Genomic DNA, 18,523 nt, shown 5'->3' with positions numbered 1-18,523 from the left:
GGAGATGAGGCGACTTATGAAAAAGATTCAGTCAACTTGTAACTTATGTGCTTTAGCATGTAATATTGATTTTCATGTAGAGGGTGGAAAGATACAAAAGGTATCGCCAACAGTAGATTATCCTGTAAACCAAGGATTTTGTTGTATAAAAGGATTAAATTTAGATAAACAACAAACTAAAATAAAAGCAAGAAAAACACCACTTTTAAGAGATGAGAATGGTGAAATGAAAGAAGTTTCTTGGGAAGAAGGAATAAAGACTTTCACTAAGAAGATGACAGAGATACAAGAGAAATATGGCAAAGAAAGTGTTGCTTTCATAAGTACAGGTCAAATGACAACTGAGGATATGGCTTTACTTGGACATGTGGCTAGAAATTATATGGGTATGCCTGGAGATGGTAATACTAGATTATGTATGGCTACATCAGTTGTTGCACATAAGCAAAGCTTTGGATTTGACGCGCCTCCATATACATTACATGATGCTGAAATTTCAGATACTATATTCTTTATTGGAGCAAATCCAGTTATAGCACATCCGGTATTCTGGGGAAGGGTAAAAGAAAATAAAGATGCTAAGATAATAGTTATTGATCCTAGAAAATCAGAAACAGCAATGAATGCTGATATATGGGTAGATATTAAGCCAAAAGCGGATTTGGTTTTAATGTATACATTAGCTAATGTCTTAATAGAAAAAGGTTGGGTAGACAACGATTATATAGAAAAACATACAGAAGGATATGAAGATTTCAAGAATCATGCAGCTAAATTCACTTTAGATAATGTTGAATCTGAAACTGGAATATCATCTGAAAGGGTTTTAGAATTAGCTGAAATAATACATAATGGAAAAAGAGTTTCTTTCTGGTGGACAATGGGAGTAAACCAAGGATATCAAGCTGTTAGAACAGCTCAAGCTATTATAAATCTTGCATTGATGACTGGAAATATAGGTAGACCAGGAACGGGAGCTAACTCTTTAACAGGTCAATGTAACGCTATGGGATCTAGAGCCTTTAGTAATACGGCAGGTCTACATGGTGGAGGAGATTTTGATAATCCAGCACGTAGAAAAGCTGTTTCAGAAGCATTAGGGGTAGATGAAAGTGTACTTGCAACTAAGCCAACAATTCCATATAACGTTATAATAGAAAAAGTTATATCTGGAGAAATAAAAGGTTTATGGGTACTTTGTACAAATCCAAGACACTCATGGGCAAATAACCAAGAGTTTGAAAAAGCAGTAAACAACTTAGATTTCTTTGTAGTTCAGGATATATATGAAGATACAGATAGTGCTAAGCTATGTGATTTATTCTTACCATCAACTCCAGCGCTTAAGAAGGAAGGAGTAATAATAAATACTGAAAGAAGATTATCAAAGGTTAATCCTGTTCTTCCTAAGGAAGAAGGAGAATTAACTGATTATGAAATTCTTTATAAGATTGGTGAAACTATTGGAATGGGAGATTTATTAAAAGGATGGGAAACTCCGAGACAAGCTTTCGAACTATTAAAGAAATGTTCAAAAGGAATGCCATGTGATATAACAGGTGTAACTTATGAAATGTTAGAAGGACCAAATATGGAAGGTTCAAGAGGAGTTCAATGGCCATTCAGAGCTGGAGAAGTTTTAGAAGCTGATGAAAGAAGATTATTTGAAGATGGTAATTATTATACTCCATCTAAGAAAGCTAAATTCCATTTTGAAGATATAGCTGAAAATCCAACTAAAACTAGTGAAGAATTTCCGTATATCTTTAATTCAGGAAGAGGAACAGTAGGGCAATGGCATACTGGAGTTAGATCAAGAGAAATAATGGAATCAGAAAGAATTTACTCTAAAGAGTCATATGTATTTATGCACCCAGAGTTAGCTAAAGAGTTAAATATAGAAGAAAATGAAAGAGTTAAAATTGCTTCACAAAATGGAGTTACTAGTGAATTTAATGTAAAGATATCTGATCATGTTAAAAAAGAACATTTGTATGCACCAATTCACTATATAGAAACAAATTCACTTACTCCTTCGGTATATGATCCATATTCAAAGGAGCCATCATTTAAAACAGTGGCAGTTAACATCATAAAGAAGTAAGAGGTGAAAATGATGAAAAGAATTAAGATAGATAGAAATAAGTGCGTAGGATGCTTAACATGTACGACTGCATGCATAGTAGCTCATAATTCAGAAGATACAAGAAGTAGAATTACAATAGATAGTAACGGTAAATATGCTCCAATATTCTGTAGACACTGTGATAGACCAGAATGTGTTTATACTTGTATGACAGGTGCCATGAGTAAAGATAGAGAAACAGGAAAAGTAATGTACGATAAAAATAAGTGTGCAAGCTGCTATATGTGTGTAATGGCTTGTCCTTATGGAGTGTTAAAGGCTGATTCAAGAACTCGTAAAGAAATAATGAAGTGTGATGGTTGTAAGGAAAAAGGAAGTCCACAATGTGTAGCTAAATGTCCTATGTCAGCAATCACTTTAGAGGAGGTTAAGTAATGAAATATGTAGTTATAGGAGCCTCTGCAGCAGGAATCAGCGGAGTTAAGACTTTAAGAGAATTAGATAAAGATGCTGAAATAATATTAGTATCTAAAGATGAAAACGTGTATTCAAGATGTATACTTCATCACTACATCTCTAATCATAGAGATATAGAATCATTAAACTTCACAGATAAAAAATTCTTTGAAGATAATAATATAACTTGGATTAAAGGTGTTGAAGTTAAATCTATAGATGATAAAGCTCAAAGTTTAGAATTATCTAACGGAGAAACTTTAACATATGATAAGGTTATGTTATGTACAGGTGCAAGTGCATTTATACCTCCTGTTGAAGGATTAAGAGAAGGTAATAATGTAGTTGGACTTAGAAACTTAGAAGATGCAGTTTTAATTAAGGAAGTAGCTAAGAAAGTTAAGAATGTAGTAGTTTTAGGTGCTGGTCTTGTTGGAATAGATGCTGTAAGTGGGTTATTAGGAAAAGGATTAAATGTATCTTTAGTTGAAATGGGGAATAAGATATTACCATTACAATTAGATAAATATACTTCAGATGTATATCAAAAGAAGTTCTCCGAAAATGGAGTTAATTTAAAGCTAGGAGTTAGAGCTGAAAAGTTGATATTAGATGAAAATAAAAATCCTAAGGCTTTAGTTATAAATACAGGTAATGGAACAGAAGAAGTTCCATGTGAATTAGTGATAGTTGCAACAGGAGTAAGATCTAATACTTCATTCTTAGAAGGAAGTAATATTGAGTTTGATAAATTTGGATTAATTATTGATGAAAAAGGTAAAACTAACATAGAGAATGTATATGGTGCTGGGGATATAACAGGAAGAAATCCAATCTGGCCAACAGCTGTTAAAGAAGGAATAATAGCTGCTAATAATATGTTAGGAAATGAAATGATAATGACTGATTTCTTTGGTAGTAAGAATACTATGAACCTTGTTGGAGTTCCTACTATGTCTCTTGGAGATACGGAACCAAAGGATGAAACTTATAAAGTTGACGTTAAAATTGATGGAGATAACTACAAAAAGATAATTCATAAGGATGGTAGGATATATGGTGCTATAATTCAAGGTGACTTATCTTATGCAGGAGTTTTAACTCAATTAATAAAAGAGAATATTGATATTTCAAGAGTGACTAAAAGTATTTTTGATATAGATTATGCGGATTTCTTTAATATGAAAGAAAACTTTGAGTTTATATATTAATAAAAAATGGTTATAAAAATATCATTTTAAGTAAGCTTTCCACTATATTATGTTATATAAATTATATATAATGGCCCCATTAACTTATAGTTTGTGGGGCTTTTATATTTATTATTGATAAAAAAGTATTAAAGTTTTTGAAAGATTGTGATATTTATCACAGTAATATTTCGTGGTATTATATATAATTTATTCATCGGAATGATTTGTAGAATAAAAAGTTAAAAACTTAACAAGGAATGAACATCACTAAGAACTTATTTTATGTATATTTATTTTAGGAGGGAATCATGAATAATAAGTCTTTTTTACAAAAACTTGAGAACTTACCAGTCGCAATTTTACCTACTATGGTAGGAGCACTAACATTAGCTAATGTTTATGCAGGCATGGGATATACTTGGATAAAGCATATAACATCTTGGACAGCGATAGTTATTTTATTAGTATATCTAACAAAAATTATTTTCCACTTTGATACAGTTAAAAAAGAATACTCAAATACTGTACCAGCTTCTCTTTATGCTGGGTTTACAATGATAACTATGATTTTAGGTAGTTATTTCTATAATGCTAGCCCTATTTTGGGTAAGACATTATGGTTTACAGGTTTAATTTTACATGCTATTCACATTTTAATTTTTACCTATAGGAATGTTGTAAAAGGTGTAAATATGCAGACTTTCGTTCCAAGTTGGTTTGTAACATATAATGGAATAATGGTTTCTACTGTTGTTGGTGGAGTTATGAATGAACCTCTTATAGGTAAAATAGTTGTATTTTATGGTATAGCAGTATTAACAATAATAATGCCATTTATGATTTATAGATTAACAAAACATGAAATTAAAGATCCAGTATTCCATACTCAAGCAATTTTACTTGCACCATCAAGCCTTTGCTTAGTAAGCTACTTTAACTTTATTAAAGAACCAAATGCGATAATAGTATATTACTTATACGTTTTAGTAATTGCAGCATTCCTATTTATATTATGGAGACTACCAAAGTTCTTTTCATTTGATTTCCATCCAGGATTTGCAGGATTAACATTCCCAATGGCTATCGGGATAGTTGCTTCAACTAAGATGTCAGGATATTTAATAGCTCAAGGATATGAAACCGCTGGAAATATAGTTAATCAATTAGCCGGAGTGCAAACTTATGTAACGACAATGTTAATTGGATATATATTATTACGCTTCTTCATATTATTTAAAGATAGTTATAAGAAGAGCAGTGAAGAAAAAGCAGCTTAATTATATAAAATAGATTAATAAAGAGATAGAAGTGTTTAATCAATAGATCTTCTATCTCTTTTATTTTAAATTTTGAAAATAAAGATATATAATAATTGATATAATGATTTGTGAAAGTTCTACAGTCGTAAGAATAATATAATATATTGTACATAGATAGAGGGAGAGAGTTATGATTAAACTTATTGCATCAGATATGGATGGAACATTATTAAACACTAATCACACTATATCAGAAGGAAATATTGAGGCTATAAGGAAAGCTCAAGAGTTAGGTGTTAAATTTGCTATAATTACAGGTAGAAGTTATGATGGTGTTAAACCAATTGCAGATGAATTTAATCTTGATTGTGAGTATATTTTAATGAATGGTGCTGAATATAGGGATAAAGATGGAAATATACTAGAGAATATAGCTATTGATAAAGAAAAAGTTAAAGTTATTATGGAAGTAATGGGAGAAGAAGATTTATGTATAGAACTTTTCACTAATGTAGGAACTTTAACATCAGATTATGAAAAAGTTAAAGCTTCAATAGAGGACAGAGTAAGATCTTTAAACCCTGAAAGTACTGATGATGAAGTACAAGGATTTTTAAATGAATTTATTGGTAGAAGAAAAATTACTATTTTTAATGGTATAAGTGAACTGATGGATGATAAAATAGATATATACAAAATTATAACTTTTAATAAAGATGTGGAATTAATTAAAAAGGTTAAAGAGAGATTAAAGAAGGTACCAGGATTATCAGTAGTATCAACCTTTGATAATGATATAGAGGTTAGCGATATAAGAGCACAAAAAGGCTTAATACTTGCAAAGGTAGCAGAGAAGATGGGACTAGAAAGAGATGAAGTTATGCCTATAGGGGATAGCTTTAATGATTATTCTATGTTTACAGAGTTCAAAACTGCATGTGCTATGGGAAATGCTATACCAGAGATAAAAGAATTAGCTGAGTTTGTAACTGATACAAATGATAATGATGGAGTGGCGAAAGCTATTTATAGAGCTTTAAATATATAAAATAAAGTTATTAGGTGAGATTATGGCTAAAATTACTACAAAAGATCTTGGAAGAATGGATATTTTTAAGGGTTTATCAGAGGAAACGCTTGGTCAATTAAGTGAATATTGCGAACTAAAAGAGTATAAAAAAGGTAAGCATGTTTTTAGAGATAAAGAGGTTGTAAGTAGAATATATATAGTATATTCAGGTAAAGTTTCATTATATAAAATGAATGAATCAGCTCAAAAGAAGATAGTTTTTATACTAGGACCAAGTAAAATAATAAATGATTATGCTATAGATGATCTTCCATCATCGGTAAATTGTGAAGTATTTGAAACAGCTGAAATCTTATCTATAGATAAAAATAAATTTCTTGAGATAATGAAAAATGATTTTGAATTAACGAAAATATTTATAAAATCTCAAGCAATAAAAGTAAGAAGACTATATAGACAAATGAAGAACTCAACACCTATAAAAGTTGAAAAAAGAGTGGCGGCAAAGTTGTGGAAGTTAGCTAAGGACTATGGTGAAGAGGTTGAAGATGGAACATTAATTAATCTTAATATAAGTGTTACTTATCTTGCGGATATGTTTGGAGCTCCAAGAGAAACTATTTCTAGAGCTTTAAAATTTTTAACTAAAGAAGAATTGATTACGCATGATAATAAAAAGATAATAATTAGGGATAAAGATAGACTTTCTAAATTTTTTAAGGGACTGTGATATTAATCACAGTCTTTTTTTTGTTAAGAAACTATAATAAAACCATAGATTATTGTTACTTTAATAACAAAGATGACGTTAATAGTTTGATAATAAAGTCTTTTAACTTAATAAAATAAAGTTGATTAAGAGGTGTTCAAATGGGATATAAGTTAAGCATAGAAAATTTTAATAGCGCATTAAAAGAGCTATCAAAAGAGTATAAAATATACGCTCCTAAGGTACTTGAAGGAAAAGGTAGATTCTCTGATACTGACATGGTTAGATACGGAGAAATATCAACAGTTGAAGAAATAGAATTTAATAAGAAATCACAATTTTCATATAAAGAAGTATTACTTCCAATATCTCAAACATTATTTTTCTTTACAGAAAATGAAATGAAAGAAGCAGATATGGAAGAAAAAGCCCCATTAATAGTTTTAAGAAGCTGTGATATTAACTCTTTAAGAAGAATAGATGATATATATTTAAGAAATGGATTTGAAGACCCATTCTATAAGAAGATAAGGGAAAAAGCCAAGTTTATATTAATTGGATGTGAAAATAGCTTTGAGAATTGTTTCTGCGTAAACATGGGAACGAACAAAACTGAAGAATATGATATGTATTTAAAGGTTAATGGAAAAGAAGTAGTTTTAGATGTTAAGGATACTGGATTAAATAAAGTGGTAAGTAAGTTTGAAAATACTTCATTAGAAGTAACTCCAGATTTTGTAATTGAAAATGAGGTAAAAGTTAATATCCCAGAAAACTTAAGCCAAGATGTAATGAAATCTAAGATGTGGGATGAATACTCAGAAAGATGTATAGCTTGTGGAAGATGTAACTTTGTTTGTCCAACATGTACATGCTTCACAATGCAAGATATTTTCTACAAAGAAAATGAAAAATCAGGCGAAAGAAGAAGAGTTTGGGCTTCATGTCAAGTAGATGGATATACTGATATGGCTGGAGGACATAGCTTTAGAAATGATAAAGGACAAAGAATGAGATTTAAAGCTCTTCACAAGGTTTATGATTACAAGAAAAAGTGGGGATACCACATGTGCGTAGGTTGTGGAAGATGTGATGATATATGTCCAGAATACATATCATTCTCAAACTGCATAAATAAGTTAGAAAAAGCTATGGATGAGGTGAAATAAATGACAAACAATATATATAGACCATTTATATCAGAAATATTAGATGTTATTGAACATACTTCAATAGAATATACTTTTAGAATGGCATTCACAGGAGATGTAAAGCCAGGGCAGTTTTTCGAGGTTTCATTACCTAAGTACGGGGAAGCACCTATATCTGTAAGTGGAATAGGAGAAGGGTATGTTGACTTAACAATAAGAAGAGTTGGAAAGGTTACAGATGAAATCTTCAAGAACTACAAAGGTGACAAGTTATTTATGAGAGGACCATACGGAAATGGCTTCGATATAGATAATTATAAAGGTAAAGAAGTAGTTGTTGTTGCTGGAGGAACTGGACTTTCACCAGTAAGAGGAATTGTGGAGTACTTCTCAAGAAATCCTCAAGATGCTAATGGGTTTACTTTAATTTCAGGATTTAAATCACCTGAAGATGTATTATTCAAGGCTGATATCGAAGAATGGAAGAAAAACTTAAATGTGATAATAACAGTTGATAAGGCTGAAGAAGGGTATACAGGAAATACAGGGCTTGTTACAAAGTATGTGGCAGAGCTTAAGCTAAAAGACTTAGAAAATGTAGAAGTAGTTGTAGTTGGACCTCCAATGATGATGAAGTTTACAGTTTTAGAGTTCTTAAAACTTGGTGTTAAGGAAGAAAACATTTGGATTTCACAAGAGAGAAAAATGTGTTGCGGAGTAGGTAAGTGTGGACACTGCAAGATAGATGATACGTATATCTGCTTAGATGGACCAGTATTCAACTACACTAAAGGTAAACTTTTATTAGATTAATTAGGAGGCAGAAGTTATGGATATAAATACTAAAAAGCTTAAAAAGAATGCTTTTAGAATAACTAAAACTAGAGGAGTTACAGCTTCAAGAGTTAGAGTTCCAGGTGGATTTTTAAAAGCTGAATATTTAGGACTTATTCAAGAAATAGCAGATAAATATGGAAACGGAACAGTTCATATAACTACTAGACAGGGATTTGAAATACCAGGAATAAGCTTTAAAGATATGGATGCAGTTAATAAATTACTTCAACCTATAATTGAAGGTCTAGATATAAATCAAGAAAATCCAGGAGATGGATATAATGCAGCAGGAACTAGAAATGTTTCTGCATGTATAGGAAATAATGTTTGTCCGTTTGCAAATTACAATACAACTAAATTTGCAAAGAGAATAGAAAAAGAGATATTCCCAAATGATTTACATTTCAAAATAGCTTTAACTGGTTGTCATAATGACTGTATTAAGGCTAGAATGCATGACTTTGGAATACTTGGTATGACTGAGCCTCAATTTGATAAAAATAGATGTGTATCTTGTGGAGCTTGCGTTAAGGCTTGTACAAAAAAATCTACAGGAGCATTACATGGTGAAAACTATAGACCGGTAAGAGATCATAGTAAATGTATAGGTTGTGGAGAATGTGTAATTAACTGTCCAACTGGTGCATGGACTAGAAGTAAGGAAAAGTACTATAGACTAGTTATAATGGGTAGAACAGGAAAGAAGAACCCAAGATTAGCTGAAGATTTTATAGTTTGGGTAGATGAAGATAGTATAGTTAAAGTTATAAATAATACTTATAAATATGTTACAGAGCATATTGCTAAAGATGCTCCAGGTGGAAAAGAGCATATCGGATATATTATCGATAGAACTGGATTCATGGAATTTAAGAAATATGCATTAGAAGGAGTAGAGCTTTCAGATAAGGCTATTTTAAAGAATAATGTATATTGGAGCGGAGTAAGATATTAAATTATATAGTATAATAAATGTCTACTGACGATAAGCTATTATTAAGTTAAAAGTTTAAGATTAAAATTAAGGTCGCTATATTAATTTATAGCGGCCTTAAAAAATAGATGTTAAGTTAAATGGAAATACTAATTCACATACGTTCATTGGTGCACTTTGCTAGAGTAACTTCAAGTTACAAAATCAGAGATTTGGACTTTCAGTTAATTTCATCTATCTAAATCAGAGATTTGGAGACTAAGTTAAAAAGTAGTATAATGTAATTAGGATAATAAATATTAGGAGCGATAAAATGATAAGATTATTAGCTATAAGAAAAAATATTTCATTAGATGTAAGAGAAAAGTTCGCACTTAATCCTAAAAAAGTAGATGAAGGGCTGAATGCTCTACATAATATATTTGATGAAGTAGTAATATTAAATACATGCAATAGAACAGAAATTTATTTTAATAGCTCTTATGATGAGTCTGATGAAGAGACATTAAAAAAGATTTTTGGAGCGTTAAATTGGGAATATAAGTTAGCGGATAATTGTATTGTTTTAAATGAAGAAAAAACGATAAGACATCTTATGGATGTAGCATGTGGATTTCATTCAAGGATTTTTGGTGAGGATCAAATATTAGGTCAGATTAAAAATTCTTATGCAAAAGCTTTAGAATTAAAAACTGTAAAAAATACATTGAAAAAATTATTTGAAATGACAATAAGTTGTGGAAAAGAATTCAGAACTGAGAGTAAGTTATATGAAATACCTGTATCCTCAGCATCTATAGCGGTAAATGAAGCTATAAAAAGTAATTCAAAAAGATTTATGATAATTGGATATGGTGAAGTAGGAAAATTAGTTTCAAGATATATTTTATCTAATGATTTTGAATCATTAATTATTGGTGTAAGGGATATAAGTAAAATTAATGATATTTATGATAGTAGGGTTTTAGCTATGAAATATGAGGAAGCTAGAAAAAATATAGACAATGTAGATTGTATAATAACGTGTACTTCAGCACCGCATTTAATGATAGAAAAGATACATATTAAAGAAAGAAAAAATCCTTTGTTTATATTTGACTTATCTGTTCCTCGTGATGTTGAAGAGTCGATAAAAGAAATAGAAAATGTATATTTATATGATATTGATGATGTAAGTTCAATTGATGATAAAAATAAAGAGATAAGAAAAGAAATAATGATTTCAAATAAATATATTATTGATAAAAGCATTGATAAGTTTAATGAATGGAAGAAACAACGTAAAATATCACCTTATATAAAAGAGATAAAAGAAGAAAGAGATAAAGTTATATTAGATAGAGTTAATAGTTTTTCACATAAATGCAAGAGTGAAGAAGATATTAAATTAGCTAATACTCTTATAAAAAGTGCTACAGATGTATACATTAATAGAGCGATAGAAGTTTTGAAAGATGAGGCTTTAAAGGGTAGTGAGGAAGAATGTTTAAAAATTTTGAAGAGAATATTTATGGAGATGAAATAGAAAGAATATATTTATCATTTTTCTCAAATAAATTAAGAGTTGGAATAATAGGTGGAGGAAAGGCTGCCATTATAAAAATAAGAAGTTTTTTGAAGAGAAAGGTTTACGTAGAAGTATTAGCAAGAGAATTTTCAAAAGATATTTTAGATATAAATGATAAAAATCTTAAATTAATTAAAGCAGAGTATAAAAGTGAATTTATTCAAGATAAACATTTAATTGTAATAGCAATAAATGATAGTGATTTATTAGAACAAATAAAGGATGAATGTGATAAAAACTTTAAGTTATATATTAATTGCTCTGATTTCAAGGATGGGATTGGAGTAATGCCTGTCCAACGTAACTTGAAAAATATTTCTTTTGGAATAAATACTACTGGAGGGAATCCAAAAGGAGCGTTGATGGTAGCAGATATTGCTTATAAATCGCTTAAAAGCATAGATGATTTTATAGGTCGTGTAACTATTCTTAGAAATAATGCTAAAAAGCTTGGTGTTTATAAAAAAGAAGTAATAGAATTTTTAAACTGCAATGATTTTAAGTTCTTTTGTGATAAAGGAAAAGATGAAACTGTATTTAAGCTTTTTTTAGGAGAAGATGATTTACGATGTTTATATAGAGGTGAAATAAATGGAGATAGTTATAGCAACAAGGAAGAGTATTCTAGCACAAGTTCAAGCAGATAAGGTAGGTAAGCTTTTAGAGGAAAAGAGAAATTTAGATTATAAAAAGCTATTAATAGTAACAGAAGGTGATAGAAGGTTAGATGTATCTCTTAATAAAATTGGAGGCAAAGGACTTTTTGTTAAAGAAATAGAATATGCACTAATTAGATTAGAAGCAGATTGTGCAGTTCATTCAATGAAAGATGTACCGTATGCTTTAAGTAGTGAATTTGAAATAGTAGCAATACCTGAGAGAGAAGATATAAGAGATTGTTTTATTTCTGCTGACGGTACTCATTTTGATGATTTAAAACAAGGTGCTACTGTAGGAACAAGTAGTATAAGAAGGGCATCTTTTTTAAAGATGATGAGACCAGACCTGAATATAGTACCAATTAGAGGAAATGTTCAAACAAGATTAGATAAGATGAAAAAAGAAGGAATGGATGGAATCATTCTTGCTGCAGCAGGATTAAAAAGATTAGATATGGAAGAAATAATAACAGATTATTTTGATCCTAAGACATTTTTACCAGCTATAGGGCAAGGTGCATTAGGTATAGAGTGTCTAAAAGAATCTAAATATAGAGATGAATTTAAAGCATTAGATTGTAAAGATTCAAGAGTAACAGTTGAAGCTGAAAGAAGCTTTATGACTGCTTTAAATGGAGATTGTCATAGTCTTATAGGAGCTTATTCAGAAGTAATAGGTGATAAATTATACATGATAGGCGCTTATGAAGTAAATGGAAAAATAGTAAGAAAAGAAATACAAGGTAACGTCAAAGATAATAAAGAGCTTGGAATTAAACTTGCAGAAAAAATATTAAGTCACTAGGAGTATAGTTATGAGTAAGGTTTATATAATAGGAACTGGCCCAACAGATGAAGAATTATTAACACTTAAAGCTGTAAGAGTATTAAAAAAATGTACAGCTGTGTTATATGATAGATTAGTTTCTAACAATATTTTAAACTATTTAAACCAAGATTGTGAGATCTATTATTGTGGTAAAGAACCAGGAAGTCATTACAAAACTCAAGAAGAAATTAATGAATCGATTGTAAAACTTGCTAAAGAAGGCCATGTTGTAGGAAGAATAAAGGGTGGAGATCCTTATGTGTTTGGTAGAGGCGGAGAGGAAGTATTAGCTTTAGTTGGTGAGAATATAGACTTTGAAGTAATTCCAGGGGTAACATCTCCTATAGCAGTTTTGAATTATGCAGGGATACCGATAACACAAAGAGCTATGGCTCAAAGCTTTCATATAGTAACAGGAATGTCTGCTGGAAGTTCTAATATAAATTATGAAGCTTTAGCAAAAGAGACAGGAACATTAGTGTTTATGATGGGTCTTGAAAATTTAGATTTAATAATAGAGAATCTTTTAAAGAATGGAAAAGATATAAATACAAAAGCCGCTGTAGTAATGAGAGGAACATCTTCAAAGCAAAAGAAGGTTGTTGGAAATATTGGAGATATATCTGAAAAGGTAAAAGCAGTAGGATTGAAATCGCCTTGCATTATAGTTTTTGGAGAAGTTGTATCTTTAAACGAAAAATTAGATTGGTATGGAAACAAACCTTTATTTGGAGCTAATATTTGTGTAACTAGAACTAGGGAACAATCTCAGAGCTTAAAGGAAAAGTTAAGAGATTTAGGTGCTGAGGTTACAGAGATTAATTCAATAAAGATTAAAGGTACAGAGGATAATCTTAGAGATTACATAGATAAAATGGAATGTTATGATCACATAATATTAACTTCAGTAAATGGAGTAAACAGATTTTTTGATTATCTTGTAAAAGAAGAATATGATATTAGAAAGATTAAAGCTAAATTTTCTGTTGTAGGAAAAGCTACTAAAAAAGCATTACAGGCAAGAGGTATTCAGCCTTTCATTATGGCAAGAGAGTTTGTTGGTGAAGGATTATTTAAAGTGTTAGAACCTGAACTAAAAAAAGGTGAGAAAGTGCTTCTACCATGTTCTTCATCAAGTAGAGCATATTTAAAAGATGAAATTGAAGCTTTAGGATTAGAAGTAGATAGAGTACATACATATGATACAGTTTGTGGTGAAATAAAGAACCCTAGGGCTGTAGAAGAAGTTGATATTATCCTTTATACTAGTCCATCTACAGTTAAGAATATGATTGATATGATTGGAATAGAAAAGATAAAGGAAAAGATGAATATAGCTATAGGACCTCAAACTAATAAGGCTTTACTTGAAAGAGGAATAGAAGCTCTTATTTGTAAGAAGCATTCAGAAGATGGTTTTTTAGAAGAAATTGTTGATATGTATAAGAATCTTAAGGGGGTATTATGATTAAAAGAGGAAGAAGAATAAGAGAAACAGCAGCTATTAGAGCTATGGTTCGTGAAAATATATTAACAGCCAATGATTTTATATATCCTATATTCGTAGTTGAAGGTGAAAATATTAAAGAAGAGATAAAATCAATGGAAGGAAACTACCATTGGTCTATAGATAGGCTAGAAGAGGTTATAACTGAGGTTGTTAACTGTGGAATAAGAGGAATAATTTTATTTGGAATTCCTGATATAAAAGATGAATGTGGAAGTTCAGCTTTCGATAGTGATGGAATAGTTCAAAAAGCTATAAAAAAAGTAAGAGAAATATCTAAAGATTTATATATAATAACAGATGTTTGTATGTGTCAGTATACTATTCATGGTCATTGTGGAATATTAGATGGTCATAGGATTGATAATGATGCTACGTTAGAAAAGTTAGGTCAAATAGCATTATCTCATGCTAAAGCAGGAGCTGATATGGTTGCACCTTCAGATATGATGGATGGAAGAATTGGCTTTATAAGAAATGTTTTAGATAGTAATGGATTTACACATGTAGCCATTATGAGTTATGCTGCTAAATATGCATCTGCTTTTTATGGTCCATTTAGAGAAGCAGCTCATTCAGCACCACAATTTGGTGATAGAAAATCATATCAAATGGATCCTGCAAATGGAAGAGAGGCTTTAAGAGAAATAAATATGGATATAGAAGAAGGGGCAGATATAATTATGGTTAAGCCGGCACTTTCTTATTTGGATATAGTAAGAAAAGCTAAAGATGTTGTTGATGTTCCGATATGTGTTTATAATGTAAGTGGAGAATATTCAATGATTAAGGCAGCTGCAAAGGCGGGGCTTATGAATGAAAAAGCTACAGCTTTAGAAATGCTTCTTTCTATGAAAAGAGCAGGAGCAGATATAATTATAACTTATTATGCATTAGAAGCATCTAAATGGTTAGAGGAAACTAACTAAATAAGAGATTTATAGAGTCAGTTAGAGGAGAATTAATATGGGTAACAGAGAAATATTTGAAGAATCTAAAAAATACATGCCAGGTGGAGTTAACTCACCAGTAAGATCTTATAAGGATATGGGGATAACACCACCGGTAATGAAGAGTGGTAAAGGGGTTTTAGTAAAAGATGAAGATGGTAATGAGTATATAGACTTTGTTTTAGCTTGGGGACCTATGATATTAGGACATTGTAATGATGATATAGTTAAGAGTATACAAGAAATAAGTCAAAGCTCAATAGCTTTTGGAGCACCTACTGAATTAGAACTTCAAATGGGAAGGTTTTTATGTGAAAACTTAGATAATATTGAAATGGTAAGAATGGTTAACTCAGGTACAGAAGCTACTATGAGTGCTATAAAATTAGCAAGAGGATATACTGGTAAAAATAAGATAATTAAGTTTGCCGGATGTTATCATGGGCATTTTGATGGATTTCTAGTTGAAGCTGGATCAGGGGTATTAACTGAAGGAATCGCTGGATGTTTAGGAATTCCTAATGAAAGCGTTAAAAATACATTAATAGGTGTATATAACGATATTGAACAAGTTAGGTCTTTATTTGAAGCGTATAAAGATGATATAGCTGCAGTTATAATTGAGCCAGTAGCTGGAAATATGGGAGTTATAAAAGCAGATGATAAATTCATGGAAACTCTTAGAGTTTTATGTGATGAATATGGTTCTCTTCTTATCTTTGATGAGGTTATGAGTGGATTTAGAGTTGCTTTTAAAGGAGCTCAAAGTTTATTTAATGTAAATCCTGATCTTGTAACATATGCTAAGATTATGGGTGGTGGACTGCCTTGTGGTGCTTACTGTGGAAGAAAAGAAATAATGGAAAAGCTAGCTCCTTTAGGTGGTGTATACCAAGCAGGAACTATGTCCGGGAACCCTGTAGTTATGGCAGCAGGACTTGCAACCTTAAATATACTTAAAGCAAAGCCAGAAATTTATGACCATATAAATAATATAGGTGAAAAATTAGAAAATGGTCTTTTAGAAATAGCAAAAGAAAAAAATATAAATATAGTTGTAAATAGAGTTGGCGGAATGATGACAGTATTCTTCACAGATTCAGTAGAAGTTAATACTTATGATGATGTAAAAACTTGTGATATAGAAAGATTTAAAAGATATTTCCTTCATATGCTTAAGAGTGGTATAAACTTACCTCAATCTCAATATGAAGCAGTATTCTTGTCTTCAGAGCATACAGAAGAGCATGTTAATAAGTTCTTAGATGCATTTAGAAAGTTTGAAGGATAATGAAAAGAGCAGTATTAATAGTTAGTTTTGGAAGTTCTAACTTAGAAGCATATAAACAAGTTGAAGCTTTTATAAAAAGTATAAAAGTTTCAATAGACCAAGAACTTTTTGTTCAATGTGTATTTACATCAAATATACTTATAAAGAGAATGAAAGAAAAAAATAATATAGAAATTTTAAATATTAAAGAAGCTTTAGATAATTTATTTAATAATGACTATGAGGAAGTGATTTTACAGCCACTCCATATGATTGATGGTAAAGATTGTGATTCATTAAGAAATATTTTAGAAGAAAATAGAGGGAGATTTAACAATATTAAATTAAACCCAACATTACTTATTAATAAAGGTAAAAATACTAGTGAATCAGCTTCTAATATAGCTAATGCTATAAAAAATAATATAGATAAAGATAAATGTGTTGTATTAGTAGGACATGGTAGTAATAGATGCAGTGATAATTGTTGCTATACGTCTATAAATATTAATGAATGTTGTGGCACCGACGGAAGTGTGTGCAATGATGATTGTTATCAAGAGATAGAAAAATCACTTGCAAGGATAGGATATAACAAAATTATAATTGGAACATTAGAAGGTAGTAGGACTAGAGAAGTTGTACTTAAAGAACTTAAAGAAAAAGAAATACACAAAGTTATAATAATGCCTTTATTAGTTTTACCAGGAAATCATATAGTCAAAGATATAAAAGGCGATAATTCATGGGAAAGCTTATTTAACGAGAATAACATAAAGACAGAAGTTATATTAAAGAGCTTATTAGAATACGAAGATATACAAAAGTTATATATTGATATGATAAGTGAAGCCTTATTTAATTTATAATGTTAAATTATAAATTATGAATTGAGGAATAGATTTAAAGAAACTACAAAGTAGTTTCAACAATAATTTGTAATTATAAATTTAAAATTAAACATTGAAAAAAAGGTTGTGTTTCACAACCTTTTTTATTATGGAATTGTTATATTATTAAGGCAATTATAAGTCATTTCTACTAATGTGTAGATAACACCACCTAGAGTAATTGTTAATAAGATACTCATAATCAAATCCTCCACTTATACAAAATTTAATTTCTATATTAATATAATAATCCAAATGTATTAATAAAATACAGAGAAAAATGTTAATAATTATTAAAATTATATAAGTTTCATGTAAAAAGTTTGATTTATAACAATAAATGAGTTATAGGCATTATGGCTACACCTAAAAATATTGATGCCAATGAAAGTTTAATATGTCCATATTCCCTCGAAGATGGAATAAGTTCTGCAAATGAAATATACATCATAATACCAGAAACTACAGCAAAAACAATTCCTAGGACTAAGTCATTAATAAATGGTTTTAAAAATAAAAATGAAATAAATGCGCCTAGGGGTTCAGCCATTCCAGAAAGGAATGAGTATTTTAATGCTTTTGCCCTACTTTTAGTTGCAAAATATATTGGCATAGCTATGGCGATACCTTCTGGAATATTGTGAAGTGCTATAGCTAAAGTTACGGAAATCCCTAAAGCTGTATCTTGATAGCCAGAAACGAATGTAGCAATACCTTCAGGAAAGTTATGTATCATTAAAGCTATAGTAGATACTAAACCAACTCTAAAAAGACTAAAATTTTTATCATCACTTGGAAACTTATCTTTTTCTTCCTCTGGTATGAAACTATCGATTAAAAATGCCATTAAAGCTCCAACAAGCATAAATAAAATGGACCAAAGTATTCCATTTATCTTTCCGTGATATTTAGTTATAGCATCTTGAGCTGCAGGAAAAAGATCAGTAAAAGATACGGTTATCATAACCCCAGCAGAAAATCCAAGAGAAAATGTTAGAAATCTATTATTTTTAGTTTTAGTAAAGAATACTAAAACTGCTCCTATTACAGTTGAAAGCCCAGCTATTGTTGATAGGATTAATGGAAATAGCGAATTTTTATCAATCATATAGTGCTCCTTTTATCATTATTACATAACTATAATATGATTGAATTATTAAGTTTATTTGTAAATTGTACTAACTATATTTTTATAG

17 protein-coding genes are annotated in these 18,523 nt (G+C 30.1%); 16 read left to right on the top strand and 1 reads right to left on the bottom strand.

Annotated elements, in window-relative coordinates; translation table 11 throughout:
- The first annotated feature begins 16 nt into the window (after positions 1-16).
- The 16 genes from H8S20_RS09620 (at position 17) to H8S20_RS09545 (ending at position 17,306) form a co-directional block, all read left to right on the top strand.
- On the top strand, positions 17-2,104 hold the full coding sequence (locus tag H8S20_RS09620; protein ID WP_186859974.1) for a molybdopterin oxidoreductase family protein: 2,088 nt from the start codon (positions 17-19) through the stop codon (positions 2,102-2,104).
- A 12-nt stretch (positions 2,105-2,116) separates the two neighbouring features.
- Positions 2,117-2,521 (top strand): 4Fe-4S dicluster domain-containing protein, encoded by a 405-nt coding sequence (locus H8S20_RS09615; protein ID WP_032117492.1) that lies wholly within the window; start codon positions 2,117-2,119, stop codon positions 2,519-2,521.
- Positions 2,521-3,753, top strand: a complete 1,233-nt coding sequence (locus H8S20_RS09610) for an NAD(P)/FAD-dependent oxidoreductase (protein WP_186859973.1) — start codon at positions 2,521-2,523, stop codon at positions 3,751-3,753. Before H8S20_RS09615 ends, H8S20_RS09610 begins: the two co-directional genes overlap by 1 nt.
- A gap of 290 nt (positions 3,754-4,043) precedes the next feature.
- The gene (locus tag H8S20_RS09605) at positions 4,044-5,012 is read left to right on the top strand and encodes a TDT family transporter (protein WP_186859972.1); all 969 of its coding nucleotides are present in this window, start codon (positions 4,044-4,046) and stop codon (positions 5,010-5,012) included.
- Positions 5,013-5,184: 172 nt separating this feature from the next.
- Positions 5,185-6,042 carry a Cof-type HAD-IIB family hydrolase gene (locus tag H8S20_RS09600; RefSeq protein ID WP_032117495.1) on the top strand — a complete coding sequence of 286 codons (858 nt, stop codon included), beginning with the start codon at positions 5,185-5,187 and terminating at the stop codon, positions 6,040-6,042.
- Positions 6,043-6,064: 22 nt separating this feature from the next.
- On the top strand, positions 6,065-6,754 hold the full coding sequence (locus tag H8S20_RS09595; protein ID WP_032117496.1) for a Crp/Fnr family transcriptional regulator: 690 nt from the start codon (positions 6,065-6,067) through the stop codon (positions 6,752-6,754).
- A 140-nt stretch (positions 6,755-6,894) separates the two neighbouring features.
- Positions 6,895-7,902 (top strand): anaerobic sulfite reductase subunit AsrA, encoded by a 1,008-nt coding sequence (asrA, locus tag H8S20_RS09590; RefSeq protein ID WP_186859971.1) that lies wholly within the window; start codon positions 6,895-6,897, stop codon positions 7,900-7,902.
- A complete protein-coding gene (gene asrB / locus H8S20_RS09585; RefSeq protein ID WP_032117498.1) occupies positions 7,903-8,697 on the top strand; it encodes an anaerobic sulfite reductase subunit AsrB in 795 nt (264 codons plus the stop codon).
- Between the two features lie 16 nt (positions 8,698-8,713).
- Positions 8,714-9,676, top strand: a complete 963-nt coding sequence (asrC, locus tag H8S20_RS09580; RefSeq protein ID WP_032117499.1) for a sulfite reductase subunit C — start codon at positions 8,714-8,716, stop codon at positions 9,674-9,676.
- Between the two features lie 292 nt (positions 9,677-9,968).
- Entirely contained in the window at positions 9,969-11,180 is a 1,212-nt protein-coding gene (gene hemA, locus H8S20_RS09575; protein ID WP_186859970.1) for a glutamyl-tRNA reductase, read from the top strand.
- On the top strand, positions 11,138-11,869 hold the full coding sequence (locus tag H8S20_RS09570) for an NAD(P)-dependent oxidoreductase (RefSeq protein WP_081921677.1): 732 nt from the start codon (positions 11,138-11,140) through the stop codon (positions 11,867-11,869). Before hemA ends, H8S20_RS09570 begins: the two co-directional genes overlap by 43 nt.
- Positions 11,814-12,686 carry a hydroxymethylbilane synthase gene (gene hemC / locus H8S20_RS09565; RefSeq protein ID WP_032117501.1) on the top strand — a complete coding sequence of 291 codons (873 nt, stop codon included), beginning with the start codon at positions 11,814-11,816 and terminating at the stop codon, positions 12,684-12,686. The genes H8S20_RS09570 and hemC overlap by 56 nt, the downstream gene beginning before the upstream one ends.
- Before the next feature lie 10 nt (positions 12,687-12,696).
- Positions 12,697-14,178 carry a uroporphyrinogen-III C-methyltransferase gene (gene cobA / locus H8S20_RS09560; protein ID WP_032117502.1) on the top strand — a complete coding sequence of 494 codons (1,482 nt, stop codon included), beginning with the start codon at positions 12,697-12,699 and terminating at the stop codon, positions 14,176-14,178.
- The gene (gene hemB, locus H8S20_RS09555) at positions 14,175-15,146 is read left to right on the top strand and encodes a porphobilinogen synthase (RefSeq protein WP_032117503.1); all 972 of its coding nucleotides are present in this window, start codon (positions 14,175-14,177) and stop codon (positions 15,144-15,146) included. Before cobA ends, hemB begins: the two co-directional genes overlap by 4 nt.
- A 37-nt stretch (positions 15,147-15,183) precedes the next feature.
- Positions 15,184-16,458: a glutamate-1-semialdehyde 2,1-aminomutase gene (gene hemL, locus H8S20_RS09550; RefSeq protein ID WP_032117504.1), complete on the top strand. Its 1,275-nt coding sequence runs from the start codon at positions 15,184-15,186 to the stop codon at positions 16,456-16,458.
- A complete protein-coding gene (locus tag H8S20_RS09545) occupies positions 16,458-17,306 on the top strand; it encodes a sirohydrochlorin cobaltochelatase (RefSeq protein WP_032117505.1) in 849 nt (282 codons plus the stop codon). Before hemL ends, H8S20_RS09545 begins: the two co-directional genes overlap by 1 nt.
- Before the next feature lie 349 nt (positions 17,307-17,655).
- Here H8S20_RS09545 and zupT read toward each other — a convergent pair whose 3' ends face one another.
- Entirely contained in the window at positions 17,656-18,435 is a 780-nt protein-coding gene (gene zupT, locus H8S20_RS09540) for a zinc transporter ZupT (protein WP_186859969.1), read from the bottom strand.
- Positions 18,436-18,523 lie beyond the last annotated feature (88 nt).

It is taken from the genome of Clostridium hominis (assembly GCF_014287825.1).
GTDB lineage: Bacteria > Bacillota > Clostridia > Clostridiales > Clostridiaceae > Clostridium > Clostridium hominis.
This window is presented reverse-complemented; position numbering and strand designations above follow the sequence as displayed.